Genomic DNA, 18,117 nt, shown 5'->3' with positions numbered 1-18,117 from the left:
TGCGGCTAAGCCCCCTCCGGTTCCTCCGGCGCCGCCGTCAGCGGCCGCCCCCAGGTCATCTTGACCTTGAGGTGCCCTTCGACGGAGGTCTTGGCGATGACGGCCCCGGCCGCCGCGTTCAGCTTCACGCCGAACTCCAGCTCGACCGCGTCGGGGTCGAGGGCGCCGCCGCGCAGCGCCGCGAGCGCCGTCTCCGCCGCGTCCCGGACGCTCTGGAACGCGTCCTCGAACCGGCCCGCCGCGTCATGGATCATGTCGCCCGCGCGGGACACCGACTGGAATCCCGGCTCCCGGTCGTCGGTCTCCACGACCACGGTCCCGTTCTCGGTCTGCCAGCGCACCAGTTCGTTCAAGACCGCCCCCTTCGCCACGAAAATCTATCAAGATCATGCGTTCCGGGGTGCTTTGCTGGAGACCACACGGCCGAAGGAGGACACCGTGATCACAGTCGAGCAGGTGCGGGCGCTCACGCGGACGCTCCCCCGCACGTCCGAGCACCTGATCAGGGACCAGGTGAAGTTCCGCGTCGGCTCCATCGTCTACGTCGCCTTCTCGCAGGACGAGACCGTGATGGGTTTCGCGTTCCCCAAAGAGGAACGCGCCGCGCTGATCGAGTCCGAGCCCGCGAAGTTCCACCTTCCGCGCGAATCCGACATGCGCTTCAACTGGGTCCACGCCTGGACGGCGGCGCTCGACGAGCCCGAGATGCGCGAACTGGTGATGGAGGCGTGGCGCATGGTCGTCCCGAAGAAGGTCGCCGCCGCACGCCTCGGCACGCCGTGACGGCCCGCGACCTCGATCGGAGCCGGCTGAGGGACCTGGTTCCGTCGCCGGCGCGGTCCGAATCGGCGTCCGCTCTCGCGCGCCGGCTGGCGGACCTCCCGGCGGACGCGATCGCCGACCTCGTCCTCGACGCCGGCGAACCCTGGTGGCGCAGGACGGCCTGCGCGCTGGCACTGACCGGACGCATCCCCGGCGACCGTGCGACGGCGCTGCTGGACCAGGTCCGTGACCCCGGCGTCATCAACGAGATCCGCCAGGCGCTGCTGGAGGTGCTGGGCGTACCCGGGCAGCCGCATTCCGGGGCGCTGCTCACCTGGCTGCGGGCGCAGGAACGGGATCCGGATCCGGGGTACCGCCTCGATGCGGTGATCATGCTGACGCGCGCCAGGCTCGCCGACCTCACCGCCGCGCCCGAGCTCGCCGAACTGGCCGCCGACCCGTGGTGGCACCGGAGGGAGGCCGGGGAGCAGGGAATCGACGCACTGATCGAGCGGGAGGGGCTGCCCGCCGTCCTCGCCGAGCTCGGCGCCGATTCGCCGCAGCGGCTCGCGACCCGCGGGGCGACCGACGCGCAACGCCGGCTGGGACTGCGGCTCGTGCACCGCGCGGACGGCGACATCACCCCATCGCTCGCCGACTCCGCGACCATGGTGGCCAGAGCGGCCCATGACCTCCTGGCCGGGACTGACGGCGACGACGATGCGCTGCTGGCGCTCGTCCAAGAACGGCGGCCGGGGCACCTGTGGGCTCTGGCGGTGCTCCACCGGCGCGGCCACGCGATCCGTCCCATGTGGGAGGCGCTCGGTTCGCCCCGCGTCCAGTTGCCCGGCGTGCCGTCCGACATACGTGCGGCGATCGTCCGTCAGTACACGCCGGGCCAGCGTGGCACCGACCCCCTGTGGCTGGTCGAGGCGGGATGCCTGGACCCGGCACCGGACGCCAGGGAGCGCGCCGACCGGCGACTCGCACATGCGGTCCGGGCGCTCACCGCAGCGGGCCTGGACCCACGGCGCCCGGTCCCGGTGGGCGAACACGAGGGGTCGGGAACCGGCACCTACCACGTCATCGACACCAATGCGCGACAGGTCAGACTGAGCACGCTGGGCCCTTACTTCATGCTCGCAAACGACGAAGCCCCGGCGATGACGGCCATGCGAGAAGCGGGGTTTCAGTACATCGACGAAGATCTGGCGGCGATCCGCTTCGAAGGACTCCACGTGTACTTCTTCGGAGACCGCGGCCCCCTGACCGTCGGCGACCTGCTGTTCTACTGGCAGGACTGAGACCCCGCCCGGCGGCTCACGCCCGGACGGGCTGAGCGTCCGGCTCCTCCTCGACGCCCGCGCCAGGCCCTGGGGACGACGGGCCGGCCGGGACGCGGCGGCGGCCCCACGCCATCGCCGCGGCGAAACACGCGAACGGCATGGCGGGCAGCATGTAGCGGTAGTCGAAGTCCACCGTGATCGGCGGAACGGCCAGCAGAGTCACCCCGGACACCCAGAACAGGGCGGTCCGCGCACGCGCACGACGCCACACGATCCCCGCCGCACCGACGAGCAGGACGATCCCGAGCACCGTCCCGGGCACGCGCACACGCTCCTGGTAGCCGCGCATCACCCCGGCGTACGGCTCAACGATGTGGAGGCGTCCCGTGCCGTGCGAGTACTCGTCCACGACCGACCGCCGGTCACCGCCGCCGAGCACCGGCAGGTCGGGTTTCCGCGCCGTGGGACGCGTCGGGAAGTGATACCTGGCCTCGGTGCCGACCGTCGGATAGCGGCTCCGGTTCCACGAGAACGTCCGGACGAAGAAGTCGTACGACACGACCTTCACATAGTCGCCCGGCTGGTTCCGGATCGCCCACAGCGCGAACCGCTGCGCGTCCTCGTTGGTCTCCTCGTCGAACGCCTCGCCGTTGGACCACCCGACCGGCGAGCTCTCCTTCCAGATCTGGTGGGACGAGGCGGGCCGGTCGCCCTTCTCGCCGTACGGGCACAGCCGCGCCAGATCCGGGGGCGGCGTGAACGTGTCGCAGTCCGCGAACGCCGCCGTCCGGCCCCACAGGAAGATGCCGTCCGTGCCCGTCATCGCGAACCGGCCGTGCTCCTGCTGGAACCACGTCGCGTACGCGCCGACAGGAAGCACGAACGTCGCGGCTAGCGCCAGATACGCCGGCCATCTAGTCCGCCGGAGCAGCAGATACAGCACCACGATCAGGAACAGCGGCGCCCCCACCGTCCGCGTGACGGCCGCGAACCCCAGCAGCGCCCCCACCAGCGCCGCCCGCCGCCACCCCGTCGCGCCCGGCTTCGCCAGCGCCAGCATCGCCCCGAACACCAGGACGGTGAACAGGGTGTCCGACAGCAGCAGATGCTCCAGCTCGATCTGGTACGAGTCCAGCAGGACCGGCGTGACCGCCAGCGCCGCCCACGTGCGCCGGACCTCGAAGTCACGGACGAGCATCCGGTAGCCGACCACGGCCACCCCGACGATCGCCGCATGATGCAAGGCCGTGACCAGCGCCAAGCTATGGAACGGCTTCAGCGTCCACAGGAAGATCCCGTATCCGGACGGGCGCAGCGGATGCGGGAACGGGTCGTTCGCGATCGCCAGGAAGTCGTAACTGTCGTTGAACCACAGCGTCCCCCGGAACCCCAGCATCACGATCACCCGGAGCACGACGCCCGCGAGCAGCACCGCCGAGAACAACCAGTTGCCCCTGAGCACCGCCAAAGCGGCCCCGCCCTTCGGAAGACGGTCGGAAAGCGGGGAGAGCAACACGGAAACCTAACTGTGGACCTGCGGGCGAACGGCGATGAGGTCGGCCGCACTACGCCGGGGGCGGGGATCCTGGCTGCATTACTCCGACCGCCCACGCACCGCCCGAGATCCTACCAGCGGCCTCGTCCAGGCCCTCGGCCAACGTTTCAGCGAAGCAGCGCTCCCCGCAGGGTGACGCCGTGCCGCGTGCGCACAAGCCCGCGCCGGCTGCCGCACGTCAGAGAGCCGGGCGGTAGTAGAGGAGGACGTTGCCGGATTCGAAGGGGCGGACCCGGATCAGTTCCAGCGGGACCGTTCCGGCCTCGGCGAAGAGCTTGAGGCCGTCCCCGAGGATGATCGGGTTGACCATCAGCCGCAGCTCGTCCACCAGGCCGGCGCGCAGCAGGGCGGCGGTGAGGGTGGAGCTGCCGAGGACCGCGATGCTCCCGCCCGAGGTGTGCTTGAACTCGGCGAGTCCGTCGATCGTGACGAGCTCGGCCGGGGACGTTCCCCAGGAGACCGCGTCGAGCGTCCGTGACACGACGAGCTTGGCGAGGGCGTTCATGCGGTCGGCGATGCGCGGGTCGAAGTCCGCGCCGAGGTCGCCCGTCCAGTAAGCGGCGAGCTCGGTGTAGGTGGTGCGGCCGAACACGAGCGTGTCGACCTCGTCGAGCTGCTCGACGGAGTAGTCGGCGAACTCCTGCCCGAAGGTCTGCCAGGCGAGGCCGCGGCCGGTGTCGGCGTGGTAGCCGTCGGCGCTGATCGCCATGAAGGAGAACATCGTGCGCATGGGATCCTCCGTAAAGGGTGGGATGACCTGGTGTGATCCACAGTGCCGGACGCCCGCGCGGAAGGGAATGCCGCATTCCGCAACGGCGCGGTGCGGGTTCCGCACTGCCACCGGCCGACGTGCCCGATCATGGTGGGGTGAGCGACGAACGACCGCACGCGCAGGCTCCGGACGGCCTGGAACTGCGCCACCTCCGTGCCTTCCTCGCCGTGGCCGAGGAACTCAACTTCGGCCGTGCCGCCGCGCGGCTGTACGTGTCCCCGTCCACGCTCAGCCGCCAGGTCGCCGCCCTGGAACGGACGCTCGGCTGCGTGCTGCTGCGGCGCTCCACCCAGCGCGTGACGCTCACCCTCGCGGGGCAGACGCTGCTCGACCGGCTGCCCGCCGTGCTCGACGACATCGACGATGTCGTGGAGACCGTCCGTTCCGTCGGCGGGGAGCTGGCCGCGCGCATCCGGCGGCTCGGCGAACCGTTCGCCGAGCTGACCTTCGACGACGTGGACGCGCTGCGGGCGGCGTCCGAGCGCCACTACGCGCTCCTCCCCGTCGTCCCCGAGGTGGCGTTCACCCCCGTCGTCGCCGGCGGCGTGCCGGGACTGGTGGCCGAGCCGCCCGATCCCGGTGACGCCTGGACGCTGTTGCTGCACGGCGGCAACTACACCAACGGGTCGGCGTTCGGGTTCCGGTCCCTGGCGAGCGGCCTCGCCGACGCGACCGGGTGCCGAGTGCTGACCCCCGACTACCGGCTCGCGCCGGAGCATCCGTTCCCCGCCGCCGTGGACGACGCCTGCGCCGCCTACACCTGGCTGATCGACCAGGGCGCGTCGCCGGACGGGATCGTGGCGGTCGGCGACGGCTCGGGCGCGGGGCTCGTCCTCTCACTGCTGCTGCGGCTCAAAGAGCGCGGCGGGCCGCTGCCCGCCCGCTGTGTCCTGTTCACGCCTTTCATCGACCTCAGCGCCGCCGTCCCCGAGGCGCTGCCGGCCACGCCCGCGCCGAGCGGCACCAGGCGGGGCATGGCGCTGGGCATCGCCCGCTACCTCGACGGCCGTCCCGCGGACGACCCCCTCGTCGATCCGCTCCACGCCGACCTGAGCGGGCTGCCTCCGATGCTCGTCCAGGCGGCCGCGGCTCACGAAGGGCTGCCGGACGCCGAACGGCTCACCGAACACGCGCGGTCCTGCAAGGTCGACGTCCGGCTGGAGATCTACCCGGTGGACGCGGAGAGCTTCCAGCTCTACTGGTCGTTCCTGCCCGAAGCCGCCGCCGCGATCGCGCAGGTCGGCGCATACGTCCGCGCGGCGGCCCCCTCGGAGAGGCGCACGCCCGGGTGGCCTGCCCCGGACCGTCGCTGACCGACTTCTCAGCGAAGCAGCGCTCCGCGCAGGGTGACGCCGTGCCGTGTGCGCAGCCGCCGCAGTTCCCACATCGCCACGACGGTGACGGACAGCGGGGCTCCCAGCGTGAAGGCCACCCGCATCCCGAACGGCACGCTTTCGTAGGTGCCCCGGAACACGTCGAAGAGGGCGACTTCCCAGACGAGCAGCGTCGCGAGCAGCGGTGGAACCGTCTCGTGGAGGTCCGCCGTCCGGAAGACGTGGACGAGCGACTGCGCGATGCCGTAGAGACCGAAGGGGCCGAGCCACAGCAGGAAGGCGCCCAGGGCGAACAGCAGCGCCACCCGCCATGGCGACGCCGTCCAGTTCGTTTCCTCGTCCACGTAGCCCAGGCCCGTGATCAGTCTCGGCACGGCGAGCGTGACGACCAGCGCGAGCAGCGCCCCGGCGGGTTTGCCGACGCGGCGCAGGAACAGGCGCCGGTTGGGCGGGCGGGCCGCCGCGATGAAGACGGCGACGGCGACCGGGAAAGTCACCGCCAGCACGATGAGGGTCGTGCGGATCTGGGCGAAGCGGTCTTCCAGGACGGCGTCGGCGTCGGACGCCAACCCGTAGGACAACAGCATCCACGTGATGGCGACCAGACCGACGACCGCCCGCAGGACCTGCACTTTCTTCACTACAGGGTCGTGTACTCGGTCCGGCCGGGACGGCGTGAACACCGCCCGCCCAACGGCGAACGGGTTGAAGAGATGCCCGAAGGTCAGCCCCCGCGCCGGAGGCGGCGGCCACGGACCCTGCGGCGGCATGGGCGGCCCACCCGGACCCTGCGGCGGCCACGGACCCTGCGGCGGTACGGGCGGCCGCCCCGGACCCTGGGGTGGCCACGGACCCTGCGGCGGCACGGGCGGCCGCCCCGGTCCCGGCGGGCGTCCTGCTCCGTACGGGTTCCACTGCGCCCCGCCCCCGCTTCCGCCCATCCCGCGTCCTTCCCGCCGCCGTGCCCAGAGGTCATGAGGAGAATCGCAGATTTCACCGCGTGGAAGCGCCTCATTCCCCGCCGTAGTTGCCGCCGGCGCCGCCCGTCAGGCGTGTGCGGCGGGCTTGACGTGCGCGTTTGACGTAAAGCTGACGAGATCCAGTTTTCCCATAGCGTCACTTCTGTTCGCCGCTGTTCGTCATAGCGGCGACTCTCCGGATCTCAGTTAGGCAGAAGATGACACAGGCATACCGGCGTCGAGGGCTCGCTCTCGCGCTCCTCGCTGCCACCCAGTTCGTGCTCGTGCTGGACGCGTCCATCGTCGGCGTCGCCCTGCCGTCCATCGGGACGGACCTGGAGTTCGCGCCCGAGAACCTCTCCTGGGTCGCCAACGCGTACACGCTGACGTTCGGCGGCCTCCTGCTCCTTGGCGGGCGGGCCGCCGACCTGCTCGGCCGGCGCCTCATGTTCATGGCCGGCATGACCCTGTTCGCCGTGACCTCCCTCGTCGGGGCGCTGTCGGTGAACGCGGAGATGCTGGTCGGGGCCCGCGCCGTCCAGGGAATCGGCGCCGCGATCGTCGCCCCGGCCGCACTGTCGCTGATCATGACGCTCTTTCCCGCGGGGCCCGAGCGCTACAAGGCCATGGGCGTCGTCGGCGCGGTGGCCGGGGCGGGCGGCGCGGCCGGGTCGATCCTCGGCGGTGGGCTGACCGAATGGCTCGGCTGGGAGTCCACGCTGTACGTCAACGTGCCGATCGGCATCCTGGCGATCGCGCTGTCGCCCTGGCTGCTGCCCGAGGCGAAGGACCCCGGCGCCCGCGGCTTCGACCTGGCCGGTGCCGTGACGGCCACCGGCGGGCTGGCGCTGCTCGTCTACACGCTCGTCGACGCCAACGACGCGGGCTGGGACTCCGCCCAGACCCTCGGCCTGGGAGCGTTGTCGCTGCTGCTGATCGCGCTCTTCTTCGTCGTCGAGTCCCGCGCCGCGCACCCGCTCGTCCCGCTGCAGATCTTCCGCCTGCGGGCGCTGCGCGGCGCCAACATCGTCACCCTGCTGAGCACCATGGCGATGTTCCCGATGTTCTTCTACATGACCTTCTACATGCAGCAGGTGCTGGACTACGGCCCGGTCAAGGCCGGGCTGGCCGCACTGCCGCTCGCGCTGACGATCGCGGTGACCGCGGGCGCGGCGTCCGCGCTCATCACCCGCGTCGGCGTCAGGGCCGCGATGGCGGCCGGGCTGGTCGTGACCGCCGCAGGGCTGGCCTGGTTCTCCCGCATGTCGGCCGACGGGAGCTTCCTGGTGGACGTCCTCGGTCCGTCCATCGTGATGGGTGTCGGCGGCGGCCTCGCGTTCGTCACCACCACCGTCGGGGCGACGTCGGGCACCCGCCAGGAGCAGTCCGGCCTCGCGTCCGGCCTGTTCAACACCGCCCAGCAGTTCGGCGGCTCGCTCGGACTGGCGGTCGTCGTCGCCATCGCCACCGCCCGCACGACCCACGTCCTCAACGGCGGCGAGCAGGTCGTGGCCGCCGCGCTCACCGAGGGGTACCAGATCGGCATGCTCACCGCCGCGGGGATCGCGCTGGCGGCGGGCCTGCTGGCCCTCGTGCTGATCCCGGGCCGCTCGGCGGAGAACAAGGGCCAGGACCTGGCCGACACCCCAGACCTCGTCAAGATCTGACTCCGGCCGCCCCCTCCTCGTCCATGGGGGCGGCTCGCCCGCCCCTTACCGTGCCCCGTCGGACATGAAGGCGTACGGCATTCGCTCTGCCTGGCGGGTCATGCGGGCGATGTCTTCTTGGGGCAGGGCCGATTCGGGCGTCGCGAGCATCGACCGCCGCTCACCGGTGACCAGGTTCTCGGCCGAAAGGTGGACGTGGCCGGCGGCGTCGACGTCGAAGCAGACTTCGGCCCACGGCACGTCCGGGGGGTCGGCGGGCGGGCCGGGGAGCTGGAGGGTGCCGAGCCACTTGTTGGACGCGGCGATCTCCACCTCTCCCTGGTAGGCGCGGACCTCCACCGTTCCGGGCCGCCCGCCGGCCGGCAGGGACGTGACGGCCTCCGACCGTTTGGTCGGGATCGTGGTGTTCCGCTCGATGATCTTCATGAAGCGGCCGTCCGCGCCCTCGATGCCGAGGCTCACCGGGACGACGTCCAGCAGCAGGACGTCCTTGACCTCGCCCACGAGGATCCCGGCGTGCAGGGCCGCGCCGACGGCCACGCCCTCGTCGGGGTTGACGCTCCGGCCGGGCTCCCTGCCGCCGGTCAGGCCTTTGATCAGCTCGGAGACGGCCGGCATCCGCGTCGCGCCGCCGACCAGGACGACCTCGTCGATGTCGCTCACCGCCATGCCGGCGTCGCCGAGCACCTGGTGGAACGGCTTGGCCGCGCGGTCCAGCAGGTCGGCGGTCAGCCGCTGGAACTCGGCACGGGTGAGCCGCTCGTCGAGATGCAGCGGGCCTGCGGCGCGGGCGATGTGGGGCAGGCCGATCCACGTCTCCGGCGAGGACGACAACGCGATCTTCGCCTTCTCCGCGGCCTCACGCAGCCGCGCCAGCGCGGTGGCGTCCCCTGACAGGTCCACGCCGTTGGCCTTCTCGAACCCTTCCAGCAGCCAGGAGACGATCCGGTCGTCCCAGTCGTCGCCGCCCAGGCGGCCGTCTCCGGAGGTCGCCAGGATCTGGACCATGCCGTCGCCGACGTTCAGCAGCGACACGTCCAGCGTGCCGCCGCCGAGGTCGAAGATCATGACCGTGGCCTCGTCCGGACGGCGCGCGAGCGCCTGGGCGACGGCGGACGGCGCGGAGATGAGCCGCAGGACGTTCAGGCCCGCGATCAGCCCGGCTTCCCTGACGGCCCGGCGTCCGCTCTCGGAGACCCGGGCCGGGACGGTGAGGACCACGTCGGTGACCGGTTCCCCGAGGAGGGCCTCGGCGTCGCGCTTGAGTTTGCGCAGCACGAACGCGCTGATCTGCTGGGGGATGAAGTCTTCGCCGCCGATCCTTCTCCTCCGGCCGGTGCCCATCTCGCGGCCGACCGACCGGACGGTCCGATCCGGGTGCAGGATCGCCTGCTGTTCGGCGCCGCGGCCGACCAGCAGCGTGCCGTCCGGGGCGAAGGCGACCACCGACGGTGTGCCACGCAGTCCGGACGCGTCGGCGACGACGGTGGGCTCTCCGCCGTCCAGCACGCAGACCGTCGACTTGCGGGTGCCCAGGTCGATCCCGACCGCCCGGGGCTTCGCCGTCCCGAAGGGGTGGGTGTAGGCGCGAGTTTCCTCGGGGCCCGCGCTGGTCGCCCCGGCTGCGCCCGCCTCGGCGAGCGCGGTCAGCCGGGCCGGCAACACCGCGGCCGTGGGCCGCATCGCGGGATCGCGCCGCAGGCACTCGCCCACGATCTCCCGCAGCGGCCCCGCCAACTCGCCCAGCCACGGCTCACCGTGCAGGACCCGGTGGACGAGCACGTGCGCGGCGCCCGTACCGAACGGCGCCCGCCCGGTCGCCGCGTACACCAGCAGTCCGCCGAAGGAGAACACGTCGCTGGGCTGCTCCACCCGGCCGCCCCGGCACTGCTCCGGCGACATGTACGCGGGCGTGCCGATCGGGTGCGCCCCGGTCAGCAGGGTCGCGTCCGGGGTGACCGCCAGCCCGAAATCGATCACCTTCGGCCCGTCCGCCGCCAGGAGCACGTTCGACGGCTTGAGGTCCCGGTGGGTCAGCCCCTCGGCGTGGATCGCCGCCAGCGCCTCGGCCAGCGACGCGGCCACCTCGAGCAGCCGCCGTGCGGGCAGCGGACCGTCCGCCCGCACCCGGTCCTGCAGCGACGCGCCCTCGATGTACGCGGTGGCCAGCCAGGGCGGGGAACCGTCGGCGTCGGCGCTCATCACCGGCGCGGTGAAAATGCCCGGCACGCGCCTCATCGCCGCGATCTCGCGGGCGAAGCGGCCGCGGAAGGCGGGATCCGCGGCGTACTCGGACCGGATGACCTTCACCGCGACCCGCCGGCCGCCGGGCGAACGGCCCAGGTAGACCCGGCCCATCCCGCCCTCGCCGAGCAGCCCCTCGATGCGGAAGTCCGCGATCGCCCTCGGATCCTCAGGCCGCAGCGGCTCCAACGGCCACCTCCCCGCATCGACTCGGCCCCAGAGTAACCACGCGATCACCTGGTCAAGGAGTGGGGCGCCCGACCACTCGCGGGCGGCGGAAAGTCAGTCTGGCCCCTGCCGCCCGACGACCCGGCGTGAACGAGGCCGACGGCGGCGCCGGACGAGGAGAAGGACGACGATGACCGGCGCTATCAGACCTGCCGCGACCGCCACGCGCGCCGCGACCGGCAAGCCATCATCAGCGGCCCGAGGAGAAGGCGCCAGGCCGCTCGTGGCATCACCCGGCATAGGTGGACGCGCCGAAACCGACGGGACTGAGAGTTGTTCGCCGGCGGGCCGGGTGCCGCCGCAGAGACCCGCCCGCAGTACGCCGCCGTCCCACCGAGCGAAGACCAGGTACTCGCGTCCCTCGTCCGCCTCCAGCCCGCAACTGGCGCCCTCGGATGCGGTGACCAGATCCTGCCGACGTGAGACCTTGCCCTTGTTGACCGCGCTCACCTCGAAAACCAGAGTCGCGGGATCACCGCTGTCCCGTGTTTTCCAGGGCCCCCACCCCCGAGACCGCACCTGCCGCTGGACGAGTCGTCCGGTGAACACCGCATCGGCCCTGGCATACGCCTCTTGGTCGGTCATGGCCGCACAACTGCACGCGCAAGCCCGTCCGGGTGTCGCCACACCCACAAGGACGACGAGCGCCAACGCGATCAACACTCGACCGGCCGTTGGCGAAAACACGGACCTTGGACGGAACCTGCTGCAAGGTGGTTCCGGACGTGATCGTCCTCCGATTCCGCAGAGTCCCAGCCGACAGGCCGGAGCTCTGCGGGAGTCGTTGGAAGGCTATTGCTGCTTGAGGTCGGTCAGGAGTGCGCGGAATGCACGGGGGTCGAGGAGGAGTCTCGGCCCGTCCGGGTCCTTGGAGTCCCGCACGCCGACGACCTCGGTCAGGACGGCGACCTCCACGCACTCGCCGCCCTGATCGTTGCTCCGCCGTGACTTGCGCCATGTCACATCGTCCACTGGTGCATCGCCTTTCGAATGAAGTCGCGGGAGTCGCTGACGCTTAGACATCGCGCCTGCATCTCTGCGAACGCGCTGACGCAGTGCAAGATATCGCTCGTTTCCTGAGATGTGATGCCCCCGGTCGACATCTCCTGATAGAGCAGTTCCTCGCCGGTCGGCTGGGTGGCGATGCTGAAGGTTCCTGAGACGCCCCGGTAGTACGCCGTCGGAGCTATCTGGAGGGTCACGTGCTCCCACTGGGATGCCTCAAGAAGGTGCTCGCATTGGCGATACATCACTTCGGGGGCCCCGATTTGCCGGGCCAGGACGACCTCTGCCAGGACCACCACGATCCTCGGCGGTGCCTCGCGCTCCAGGAGCTGCTGTCGCTTGAGACGACCTTCGAGTGAGTGCTGAGTGGGCAGCAGGACCTGGGCGTACTCCTTCGTCTGCAGTAGTCCGACGACGAATGTCTCCGCGTACATTCGCAGCAGTTCCGCGGATGACTCGGCTATCGAGTAGTCGGTGAAGAACTTCGGGTGCGCGGAGGACTTGAGGATGTCGTCCCAGACGTCCGTGAGCGTGGTGCCGGTGCCGAGGGCCTCGTCCAGCCTTACCGCGAAGTCTCTCCTGCAGCGGGTCGTTCCGTTCTCCACCTGAGCGATGTAGCTGCGGCTCACGGCAGCGCGTTCGGCGAGTTCAAGGCGCGATAGACCGGCCTCATCTCGAAGCCTGGCCACGTCCTGGCCGAAGGCGATGGTCTGAGGGGTCGGCCTGCGTGCAGCCAACGGAACACCTCCTTGAAACCGGCTCACAACACCTGAGAGCGGTGTGCGTGAGTTGTCGTTCTTTCGTGGTCACATTACGCCTTGGAGTGGATTCTGTGCGGGGAGTCACGAGAAATCGGAGGTGATCGTTCATGCAGGGCCCCGCGGAGATCGTCGTCCCGGTTCAGGCCGAGTCGATCAAGGTGGCACGGGACTGGGTGGAGGAGGTGCTCGCCTGCCTGGAGCAGGACGCCTACCTGGCGAAGGTCGTGGTGTCGGAGCTGCTGACGAACGTCCTGCGGCACACCGCGAGCACGACGGCGACCGTGCGGGTCGTTCAGGCCGACAAGGGGACGGTCGTGGAGGTCTTCGACTCCAGCGACATGCTGCCGGTCGCGGCGTCGGCCGACCTGATGAGCGAGGGCGGACGCGGCCTGGCGATGATGGGCGCGCTGGTCAAGGAGTGGGGCGCCCAACCACTCGCGGGCGGCGGAAAGGCAGTCTGGGCCCTCCTGCCCGAAGGCGCGCCGTGAACGAGGCCGAAGTACTGGCCCGTCTGCGGAAGCAGTACCCCGCCTGGGCAGTATCGGTGGACGGGGGCATGTGGCGAGCCTCCGGCCGCCTCCTCATCTGGGCATCGTCGCCAGAACAACTGGAATCGGCAGTGAACGGCGAACGCCCATTCCCGCCCGACTTGGCGGCCCGCCGCGTCCGGGTGCGGGCGCACTGTGGGAACGGCGGTGGGCAGTGGCGGCAGTATCGTTTCGCTATGCCCAAGGATCGCGTGACCCGAGGCACTCCCGTCCAGGCCGTGGATCGTGCCGTCTCCATCCTCCAGGTCCTGGGGCGGCACGGAGCGGTCCAGGTCACGGAGATCGCCGCGGAGCTGGGCCTGCACAAGTCCACGGTGTTCCGCCTGCTGGCGACCCTGGAATCACGCGGATTGGTGGAGCAGAACTCCGAGCGGGGCAGGTACCGGCTGGGTTACGGCGTGGTCCAGCTCGCGGCCGGCGCGACCAAGAAGCACGATCTGTCGCTGCTCAGCCGGCCGGTGTGCCATGAGCTCGCCGAGGCGGTGGGCGAGACGGTGAACGTCGCGATCCACGACGGGCACATGGTGATCAGCATCGACCAGGTGATCGGCTCGTCAGCGGTCACCACCGTCAACTGGGTCGGGCAGCGCACCCCGATGCACGCCACCTCCGCCGGCAAGGTGTTCCTCGCGAACATGCCCCCGGCGCAGCTCGACGAGGTCGTGGCGGAGGGGCTGGCGAGCTACACGCCCCACACCGTCACCGATCCGGCCGCGCTTGAACGCCAGCTCGCGCTCGTCCGGGACCGCGGCTACGCCACCACCGTGGAGGAGGACGAGATCGGGATGGCCGCCGTGGCCGCCCCCATCCGCTCCCTGGACGGCGAGGTCGTGGCCGCCGTGGTCGTCTCCGGTCCCACGTTCCGGATCAACAAGGACACCATCCCCGACGTCGCCGAGCATGTACTCGCCGCGGCCGCGGAGATCTCGCAGCGCAACGGCTTCCCCAAGCAGGGCTGACCGCCCGCCTCCGGGCGTCGGGAGGTGACCTCTTGACGTCGCAGATTTCGGCGCTCATGCTGTGTCTCGTATGGCGCTTATGTTTCGTCATACGAGACAAAGTGGTCGTTCGCTCCAGGAAGGGTGGCCGCCGTGGGAACCATCACCGGCGCACCGAGCCTCGTCCCGACACTGCCTGGGCGGTACTACACGGACCCCGCCGTCTTCGACGCCGAGACGCGCCGCATCTTCGAACGATCGTGGATGTGCGTCGGCCGCGCCGACGCCGTGTCGCAGCCGGGCCGGTTCCTCCGCACCGAGGTCGGCGGCGAAAGCGTGCTGGTCGTCCGTGGCCGCGACGGGGAGGTCCGCGCGTTCCGCAATCTGTGCCGGCACCGCGGCGCCCGGCTGTGCACCGACGAGTCCGGCACGGTCGGCACGTCCATCCGGTGCGTGTACCACGCCTGGACGTACGGCCTGGACGGGCGGCTGGTCGCCGCGCCGAACATGCGGCGCATGCCCGACCTGGTGAAGGAGGACTACGGTCTGCATCGGCTCCGCGCGGAACAGTGGCTGGGATATGTCTGGGTCAACCTGGACCCGGACGCGCCACCGCTCGCGGCGCAGGTGGAACCGCAGGTGGCCGCCCGTCTCAGCGGCCTCGACGTTCTGGACCGCTACGGCATCGACCGTCTTGGCGCGGCGACGACGATCGTCTACGACGTGGAGTCCAACTGGAAGTCGATCGTCGAGAACTTCACGGAGTGCTACCACTGCCCGACGATCCACCCGGAGCTCACCGCGGCATTGCCCCAGTTCCGTTCCGGCTACGGCAGCATCAGCGGCGGCGGGGCCTCCTTGGCCGAGCACGTCGAGGGGTTCTCACTGTCCGGCAAGTCGGCCCGTCCCCGGCTGCCCGGCCTGCTCGCGGAGGATGAGCGCCTGTTCCAGGCGATCGTGCTCCGCCCCAACGCGTTCATCATTCTGGTCCCGGACCACGTGGCGTTCTTCCGGCTGGAGCCGCAGGGGCCGGGGCACACCCGCGTCGTCGTCGACTGGCTCTTCGACCGCGAGGCGATGGCGGCGGACGACTTCGACCCGAGCGACGCCGTGGCGATCCTCGACATCACGAACCGGCAGGACTTCGAAGCCTGCCGGCGGTGCCAGCTCGGCATGCGGTCCAGCGCCTATCGAGGCGTGCTCGTCCCGGCAGAGCACATCATCGGCGACTTCCACTCCTACTACCTCGACGCGCTGGGCGACGCACCTGCGACGTCGCAGCAGCCGACTCCCGCCGACACATGCGAAATGGGTGCGCCATGACCAACGTGACCATCGACGCCGTGGAAAGCCGCAACCCGGCGACGGGCGAGGTCGTCTTCACCGCACCGGCCACCGCACCCGACGACGTCGGTGCCACGGTCGGCCGTGCGCACGCGGCGCGGGAAGCATGGGCGCGGCGCCCGATCCTGGACCGCCAGACGGTGCTGCGGAGATTCGCCGACCTGGTCGAACGGGACGCGCCGCGGCTGGCCGACCTGATCGTCACCGAGATGGGCAAGCTGCGCCGCGACGCCGTCGCCGAGGTCTCCTGGACCGTCAAGTCCGCGCGCTGGTACGCCGACCATCCACCACCGGTGGAGCGCCGCGGCGCCGCGGTGGTCCGCCGGCGCCCCCTCGGCGTCGTCGCCGCCATCACACCATGGAACGTGCCGCTGCTCACCCCCGCGTGGAAGTGGCTGCCCGCGCTGCTCGCGGGCAACACGGTCGTGTGGAAGCCGTCCGAGCTCTCCTCCGGCACCGCGGTCGCCGCGCACGAACTGCTGCGCGAGGCCGGCCTCCCTCCGGGCGCCATGGAACTCGTCCTCGGCGGACCCGACCCGGCCCGCGTGCTGTGCGCCGACCCGCGCGTGGCGTCCGTGCACTTCACCGGCTCCACGGCGGCAGGCCGCGCGATCAGCGAGAGCCTGGCCGGACGCTTCATCCCCTGCGCCCTCGAAATGGGCGGGCTGAACCCGGCGCTGGTCTTCCCGGACGCCGATCTGGAACACGCCGCAGACTGCATCATCGCCGCCGGCACGGCCATCAACGGACAGAAATGCACCGCCACGCGTCGTGTGCTGGTGCATGAGGCCGTCGCCGAGACCCTCATGGACGCGCTGGCGACACGTGTCCACGGCCTCACCGCCGGAGACCCCGCCCGCCCGGACGTGGACCTGGGGCCGCTGGTCCACCCGGCCGCCGCGGCCCACGCCGAGCAGGCGGTGGCCGCCGCGGTGTCACGCGGTGCGCGTGTCGTCGCCCGCTCGTCGGCCCCGTCCGGCGCGGCCGTGGCGCCGGAGGCGTTCTTCTCCGCCACTCTGCTGACCGACCTCCCACCGGAGGAGCCGCTGCGCCGCCACGAGCTGTTCGCGCCGGTGCTGTCCGTCGAGACCTTCCCCTCCGCCGTCGCCGCATGGCCGATGGCCGACGCGACCCCGTTCGGCCTCAGCGCCTCGGTTCACACCGCCGATCCCGCCACCGCCGCGGAGGCGGCCGAGGTCCTGCGCACCGGCGTGGTGGCGGTCAACCGCCGCGGCGACGACGTGGACCTCGAAGCGCCGTTCGTGGGGACGAAGGACTCCGGCAACGGCCACCCCGAAGGCGGGGAGTACATCTACTCCTCTCTGACCGCCCTGCAGGCCCACTACCAGGACGTTCCCGTCCCTTCGAGGTGATCAAGTGCTCTCCCTCCCCCGAGCCGCCCGATACGTCATCGTGGGCGCCGGCGTCCACGGGCTTTCCACGGCCTGGCATCTGGCCAAGGACCTGGAGGCGCGTCGCGCGGGTACCGGGGCGGACGTCCTCGTCATCGACAAGTCCGCCGTCGGTGCCGGCGCGTCGGGCATCGCCTGCGGGGTCGTCCGCAACAACTACTTCCAGCCGGCGATGCGCGAGCTGATGGCCCACTCGGTCGACATCTGGGAATCCGACCCGGCGGCGTTCTCCTATCACCCGGTCGGATATCTGCAGATCTCCCCCGAAACCATGCGGGCGGACGTCGGCGCCATCCACGAGCAGCAGCGCGAGATCGGCTACCCGTCGACCTTCGTCGAGGGCGCCGCCGACGCTCGCCGCTACCTGAGGCGCATCTTCCCCGACTGGCGTGCGGCCAACGTCACCAGCGTCCTGCACGAGCATCGCGGCGGCTACGCCAACAACATGGCCTCCATGCGCGGCCTGGCCGCCAAAGCCGAGGCCATGGGGGTGCGCATCGTTCCGGGTACCCGGGTCACCGGCTTCGGCCTGGACAACGCCGCGGTGACCACCGTTCACACGAACCGCGGCGACATCCGATGCGAGCAGGTCGTCATCGCCGCCGGGCCATGGGTCCGGGACCTGTGGAGCATGCTCGACCTGCCCCCGAGGGTGAAGATCCGCGACCCGCGCGGCGAATTCCACCAGAAGCCGATGTGGACGTACTGGTCGCTGCAGGAGGGCACGCTCGAAGTGGAGCCGGCGTTCCTGACCGACGCGGAGGGCGAGGCGCCGCCGGTCGTCCACCTCGACAGCGACGCCCCGCTGCACGACGCCGACGGCACCCTCGTGACGGACGAGATGTGGGGCATCTACTTCAAACCGGACCTCCACTTCGGCGGCGTCCAAGGCGGCGCCGTCCCGCTGCGCGTCGACAGGCCCGCCGACGCGGTGTCGGTCGATCCCTACGGGCCGGCCGGCACGGACTTCGTCGTCGGCGCCGACTTCGCGCGGTTGTGGACCACCGGCCTTGCCCACTGCCTGGAGCGGTTCGAAGGCAAGCAGCACCTGTTCTCCAAGCAGCCCTCCGGAGGCATCGGCTGCTTCACGCCCGACAGCTTCCCGGTGTTCGACCGATTCCACGAAAACGTCACCGTCGTCGCCGACTCCAACCACGGCTACAAGATGATCGGCGTCGGTGCGCTCGTCGCGAAGGAACTCCTAGGCGAACCCCAGGCGCTGCTCGACCCGTTCCGATTCTCGCGGTTCGAAACGGGCCGGCTCCATCCGGTCAGCCACTCTCCGTTCCCGTGGAGTTAGAC

16 protein-coding genes and 2 pseudogenes are annotated in these 18,117 nt (G+C 70.9%); 9 read left to right on the top strand and 9 right to left on the bottom strand.

Annotation, left to right across the window (positions count from 1 at the left end; all coding sequences use genetic code 11):
* Positions 1–5: 5 nt before the first annotated feature.
* Positions 6–353 carry a CU044_2847 family protein gene (locus AB0C35_RS22345; RefSeq protein ID WP_358458784.1) on the bottom strand — a complete coding sequence of 116 codons (348 nt, stop codon included), beginning with the start codon at positions 351–353 and terminating at the stop codon, positions 6–8.
* Between the two features lie 85 nt (positions 354–438).
* On the opposite strand from AB0C35_RS22345, the gene AB0C35_RS22340 reads away from it, so the two are divergent.
* Positions 439–783 carry an MmcQ/YjbR family DNA-binding protein gene (locus AB0C35_RS22340; protein ID WP_358458782.1) on the top strand — a complete coding sequence of 115 codons (345 nt, stop codon included), beginning with the start codon at positions 439–441 and terminating at the stop codon, positions 781–783.
* Positions 729–2,066: a hypothetical protein gene (locus AB0C35_RS22335; RefSeq protein WP_358458780.1), complete on the top strand. Its 1,338-nt coding sequence runs from the start codon at positions 729–731 to the stop codon at positions 2,064–2,066. The genes AB0C35_RS22340 and AB0C35_RS22335 overlap by 55 nt, the downstream gene beginning before the upstream one ends.
* A 16-nt stretch (positions 2,067–2,082) precedes the next feature.
* Here AB0C35_RS22335 and AB0C35_RS22330 read toward each other — a convergent pair whose 3' ends face one another.
* Together AB0C35_RS22330 and AB0C35_RS22325 are read right to left on the bottom strand one after the other, a co-directional pair.
* The gene (locus AB0C35_RS22330; RefSeq protein ID WP_358458778.1) at positions 2,083–3,561 is read right to left on the bottom strand and encodes a hypothetical protein; all 1,479 of its coding nucleotides are present in this window, start codon (positions 3,559–3,561) and stop codon (positions 2,083–2,085) included.
* A gap of 220 nt (positions 3,562–3,781) precedes the next feature.
* Positions 3,782–4,333, bottom strand: a complete 552-nt coding sequence (locus AB0C35_RS22325) for a dihydrofolate reductase family protein (protein ID WP_358458776.1) — start codon at positions 4,331–4,333, stop codon at positions 3,782–3,784.
* A gap of 137 nt (positions 4,334–4,470) precedes the next feature.
* On the opposite strand from AB0C35_RS22325, the gene AB0C35_RS22320 reads away from it, so the two are divergent.
* Positions 4,471–5,688: an alpha/beta hydrolase fold domain-containing protein gene (locus AB0C35_RS22320; RefSeq protein WP_358458774.1), complete on the top strand. Its 1,218-nt coding sequence runs from the start codon at positions 4,471–4,473 to the stop codon at positions 5,686–5,688.
* 8 nt (positions 5,689–5,696) lie between these two features.
* Here the strand turns inward: AB0C35_RS22320 and AB0C35_RS22315 are convergent, their stop codons facing one another.
* Complete coding sequence (locus tag AB0C35_RS22315; RefSeq protein ID WP_358458772.1) at positions 5,697–6,350, bottom strand: hypothetical protein; 654 nt, start codon at positions 6,348–6,350, stop codon at positions 5,697–5,699.
* 536 nt (positions 6,351–6,886) lie between these two features.
* On the opposite strand from AB0C35_RS22315, the gene AB0C35_RS22310 reads away from it, so the two are divergent.
* On the top strand, positions 6,887–8,335 hold the full coding sequence (locus AB0C35_RS22310; RefSeq protein ID WP_358458771.1) for an MFS transporter: 1,449 nt from the start codon (positions 6,887–6,889) through the stop codon (positions 8,333–8,335).
* Positions 8,336–8,419: 84 nt separating this feature from the next.
* Here AB0C35_RS22310 and AB0C35_RS22305 read toward each other — a convergent pair.
* The 5 genes and pseudogenes from AB0C35_RS22305 to AB0C35_RS22285 all read right to left on the bottom strand — a co-directional run.
* Positions 8,420–9,877 (bottom strand): annotated as a pseudogene (locus AB0C35_RS22305) (Hsp70 family protein); the annotation flags it as partial.
* Positions 9,878–10,006: 129 nt separating this feature from the next.
* Positions 10,007–10,816 (bottom strand): annotated as a pseudogene (locus AB0C35_RS22300) (serine/threonine-protein kinase); the annotation flags it as partial.
* Between the two features lie 45 nt (positions 10,817–10,861).
* Positions 10,862–11,434, bottom strand: a complete 573-nt coding sequence (locus AB0C35_RS22295; RefSeq protein WP_358458840.1) for a hypothetical protein — start codon at positions 11,432–11,434, stop codon at positions 10,862–10,864.
* Positions 11,435–11,599: 165 nt separating this feature from the next.
* Complete coding sequence (locus tag AB0C35_RS22290; RefSeq protein WP_358458769.1) at positions 11,600–11,779, bottom strand: DUF397 domain-containing protein; 180 nt, start codon at positions 11,777–11,779, stop codon at positions 11,600–11,602.
* Positions 11,767–12,549, bottom strand: a complete 783-nt coding sequence (locus AB0C35_RS22285) for a helix-turn-helix transcriptional regulator (protein ID WP_358458767.1) — start codon at positions 12,547–12,549, stop codon at positions 11,767–11,769. Before AB0C35_RS22285 ends, AB0C35_RS22290 begins: the two co-directional genes overlap by 13 nt.
* A gap of 131 nt (positions 12,550–12,680) precedes the next feature.
* On the opposite strand from AB0C35_RS22285, the gene AB0C35_RS22280 reads away from it, so the two are divergent.
* The 5 genes from AB0C35_RS22280 to AB0C35_RS22260 all read left to right on the top strand — a co-directional run bounded on the left by AB0C35_RS22280 (position 12,681) and on the right by AB0C35_RS22260 (position 18,115).
* Positions 12,681–13,061 carry an ATP-binding protein gene (locus AB0C35_RS22280; RefSeq protein ID WP_358458765.1) on the top strand — a complete coding sequence of 127 codons (381 nt, stop codon included), beginning with the start codon at positions 12,681–12,683 and terminating at the stop codon, positions 13,059–13,061.
* A 236-nt stretch (positions 13,062–13,297) separates the two neighbouring features.
* A complete protein-coding gene (locus AB0C35_RS22275) occupies positions 13,298–14,080 on the top strand; it encodes an IclR family transcriptional regulator (RefSeq protein ID WP_358458763.1) in 783 nt (260 codons plus the stop codon).
* 132 nt (positions 14,081–14,212) lie between these two features.
* Entirely contained in the window at positions 14,213–15,382 is a 1,170-nt protein-coding gene (locus tag AB0C35_RS22270; RefSeq protein WP_358458761.1) for an aromatic ring-hydroxylating dioxygenase subunit alpha, read from the top strand.
* A complete protein-coding gene (locus AB0C35_RS22265; protein WP_358458759.1) occupies positions 15,379–16,776 on the top strand; it encodes an aldehyde dehydrogenase family protein in 1,398 nt (465 codons plus the stop codon). The genes AB0C35_RS22270 and AB0C35_RS22265 overlap by 4 nt, the downstream gene beginning before the upstream one ends.
* 4 nt (positions 16,777–16,780) lie before the next feature.
* Positions 16,781–18,115 (top strand): FAD-binding oxidoreductase, encoded by a 1,335-nt coding sequence (locus AB0C35_RS22260; protein WP_358458757.1) that lies wholly within the window; start codon positions 16,781–16,783, stop codon positions 18,113–18,115.
* Positions 18,116–18,117: the final 2 nt, after the last annotated feature.

The organism is Spirillospora sp. NPDC048819, from assembly GCF_040650055.1.
In the GTDB taxonomy this organism is placed as follows: Bacteria; Actinomycetota; Actinomycetes; order Streptosporangiales; family Streptosporangiaceae; genus Spirillospora.
The sequence above is the reverse complement of the archived record's forward strand: the minus strand, read 5'-3'. Positions and strand labels throughout refer to the sequence as shown.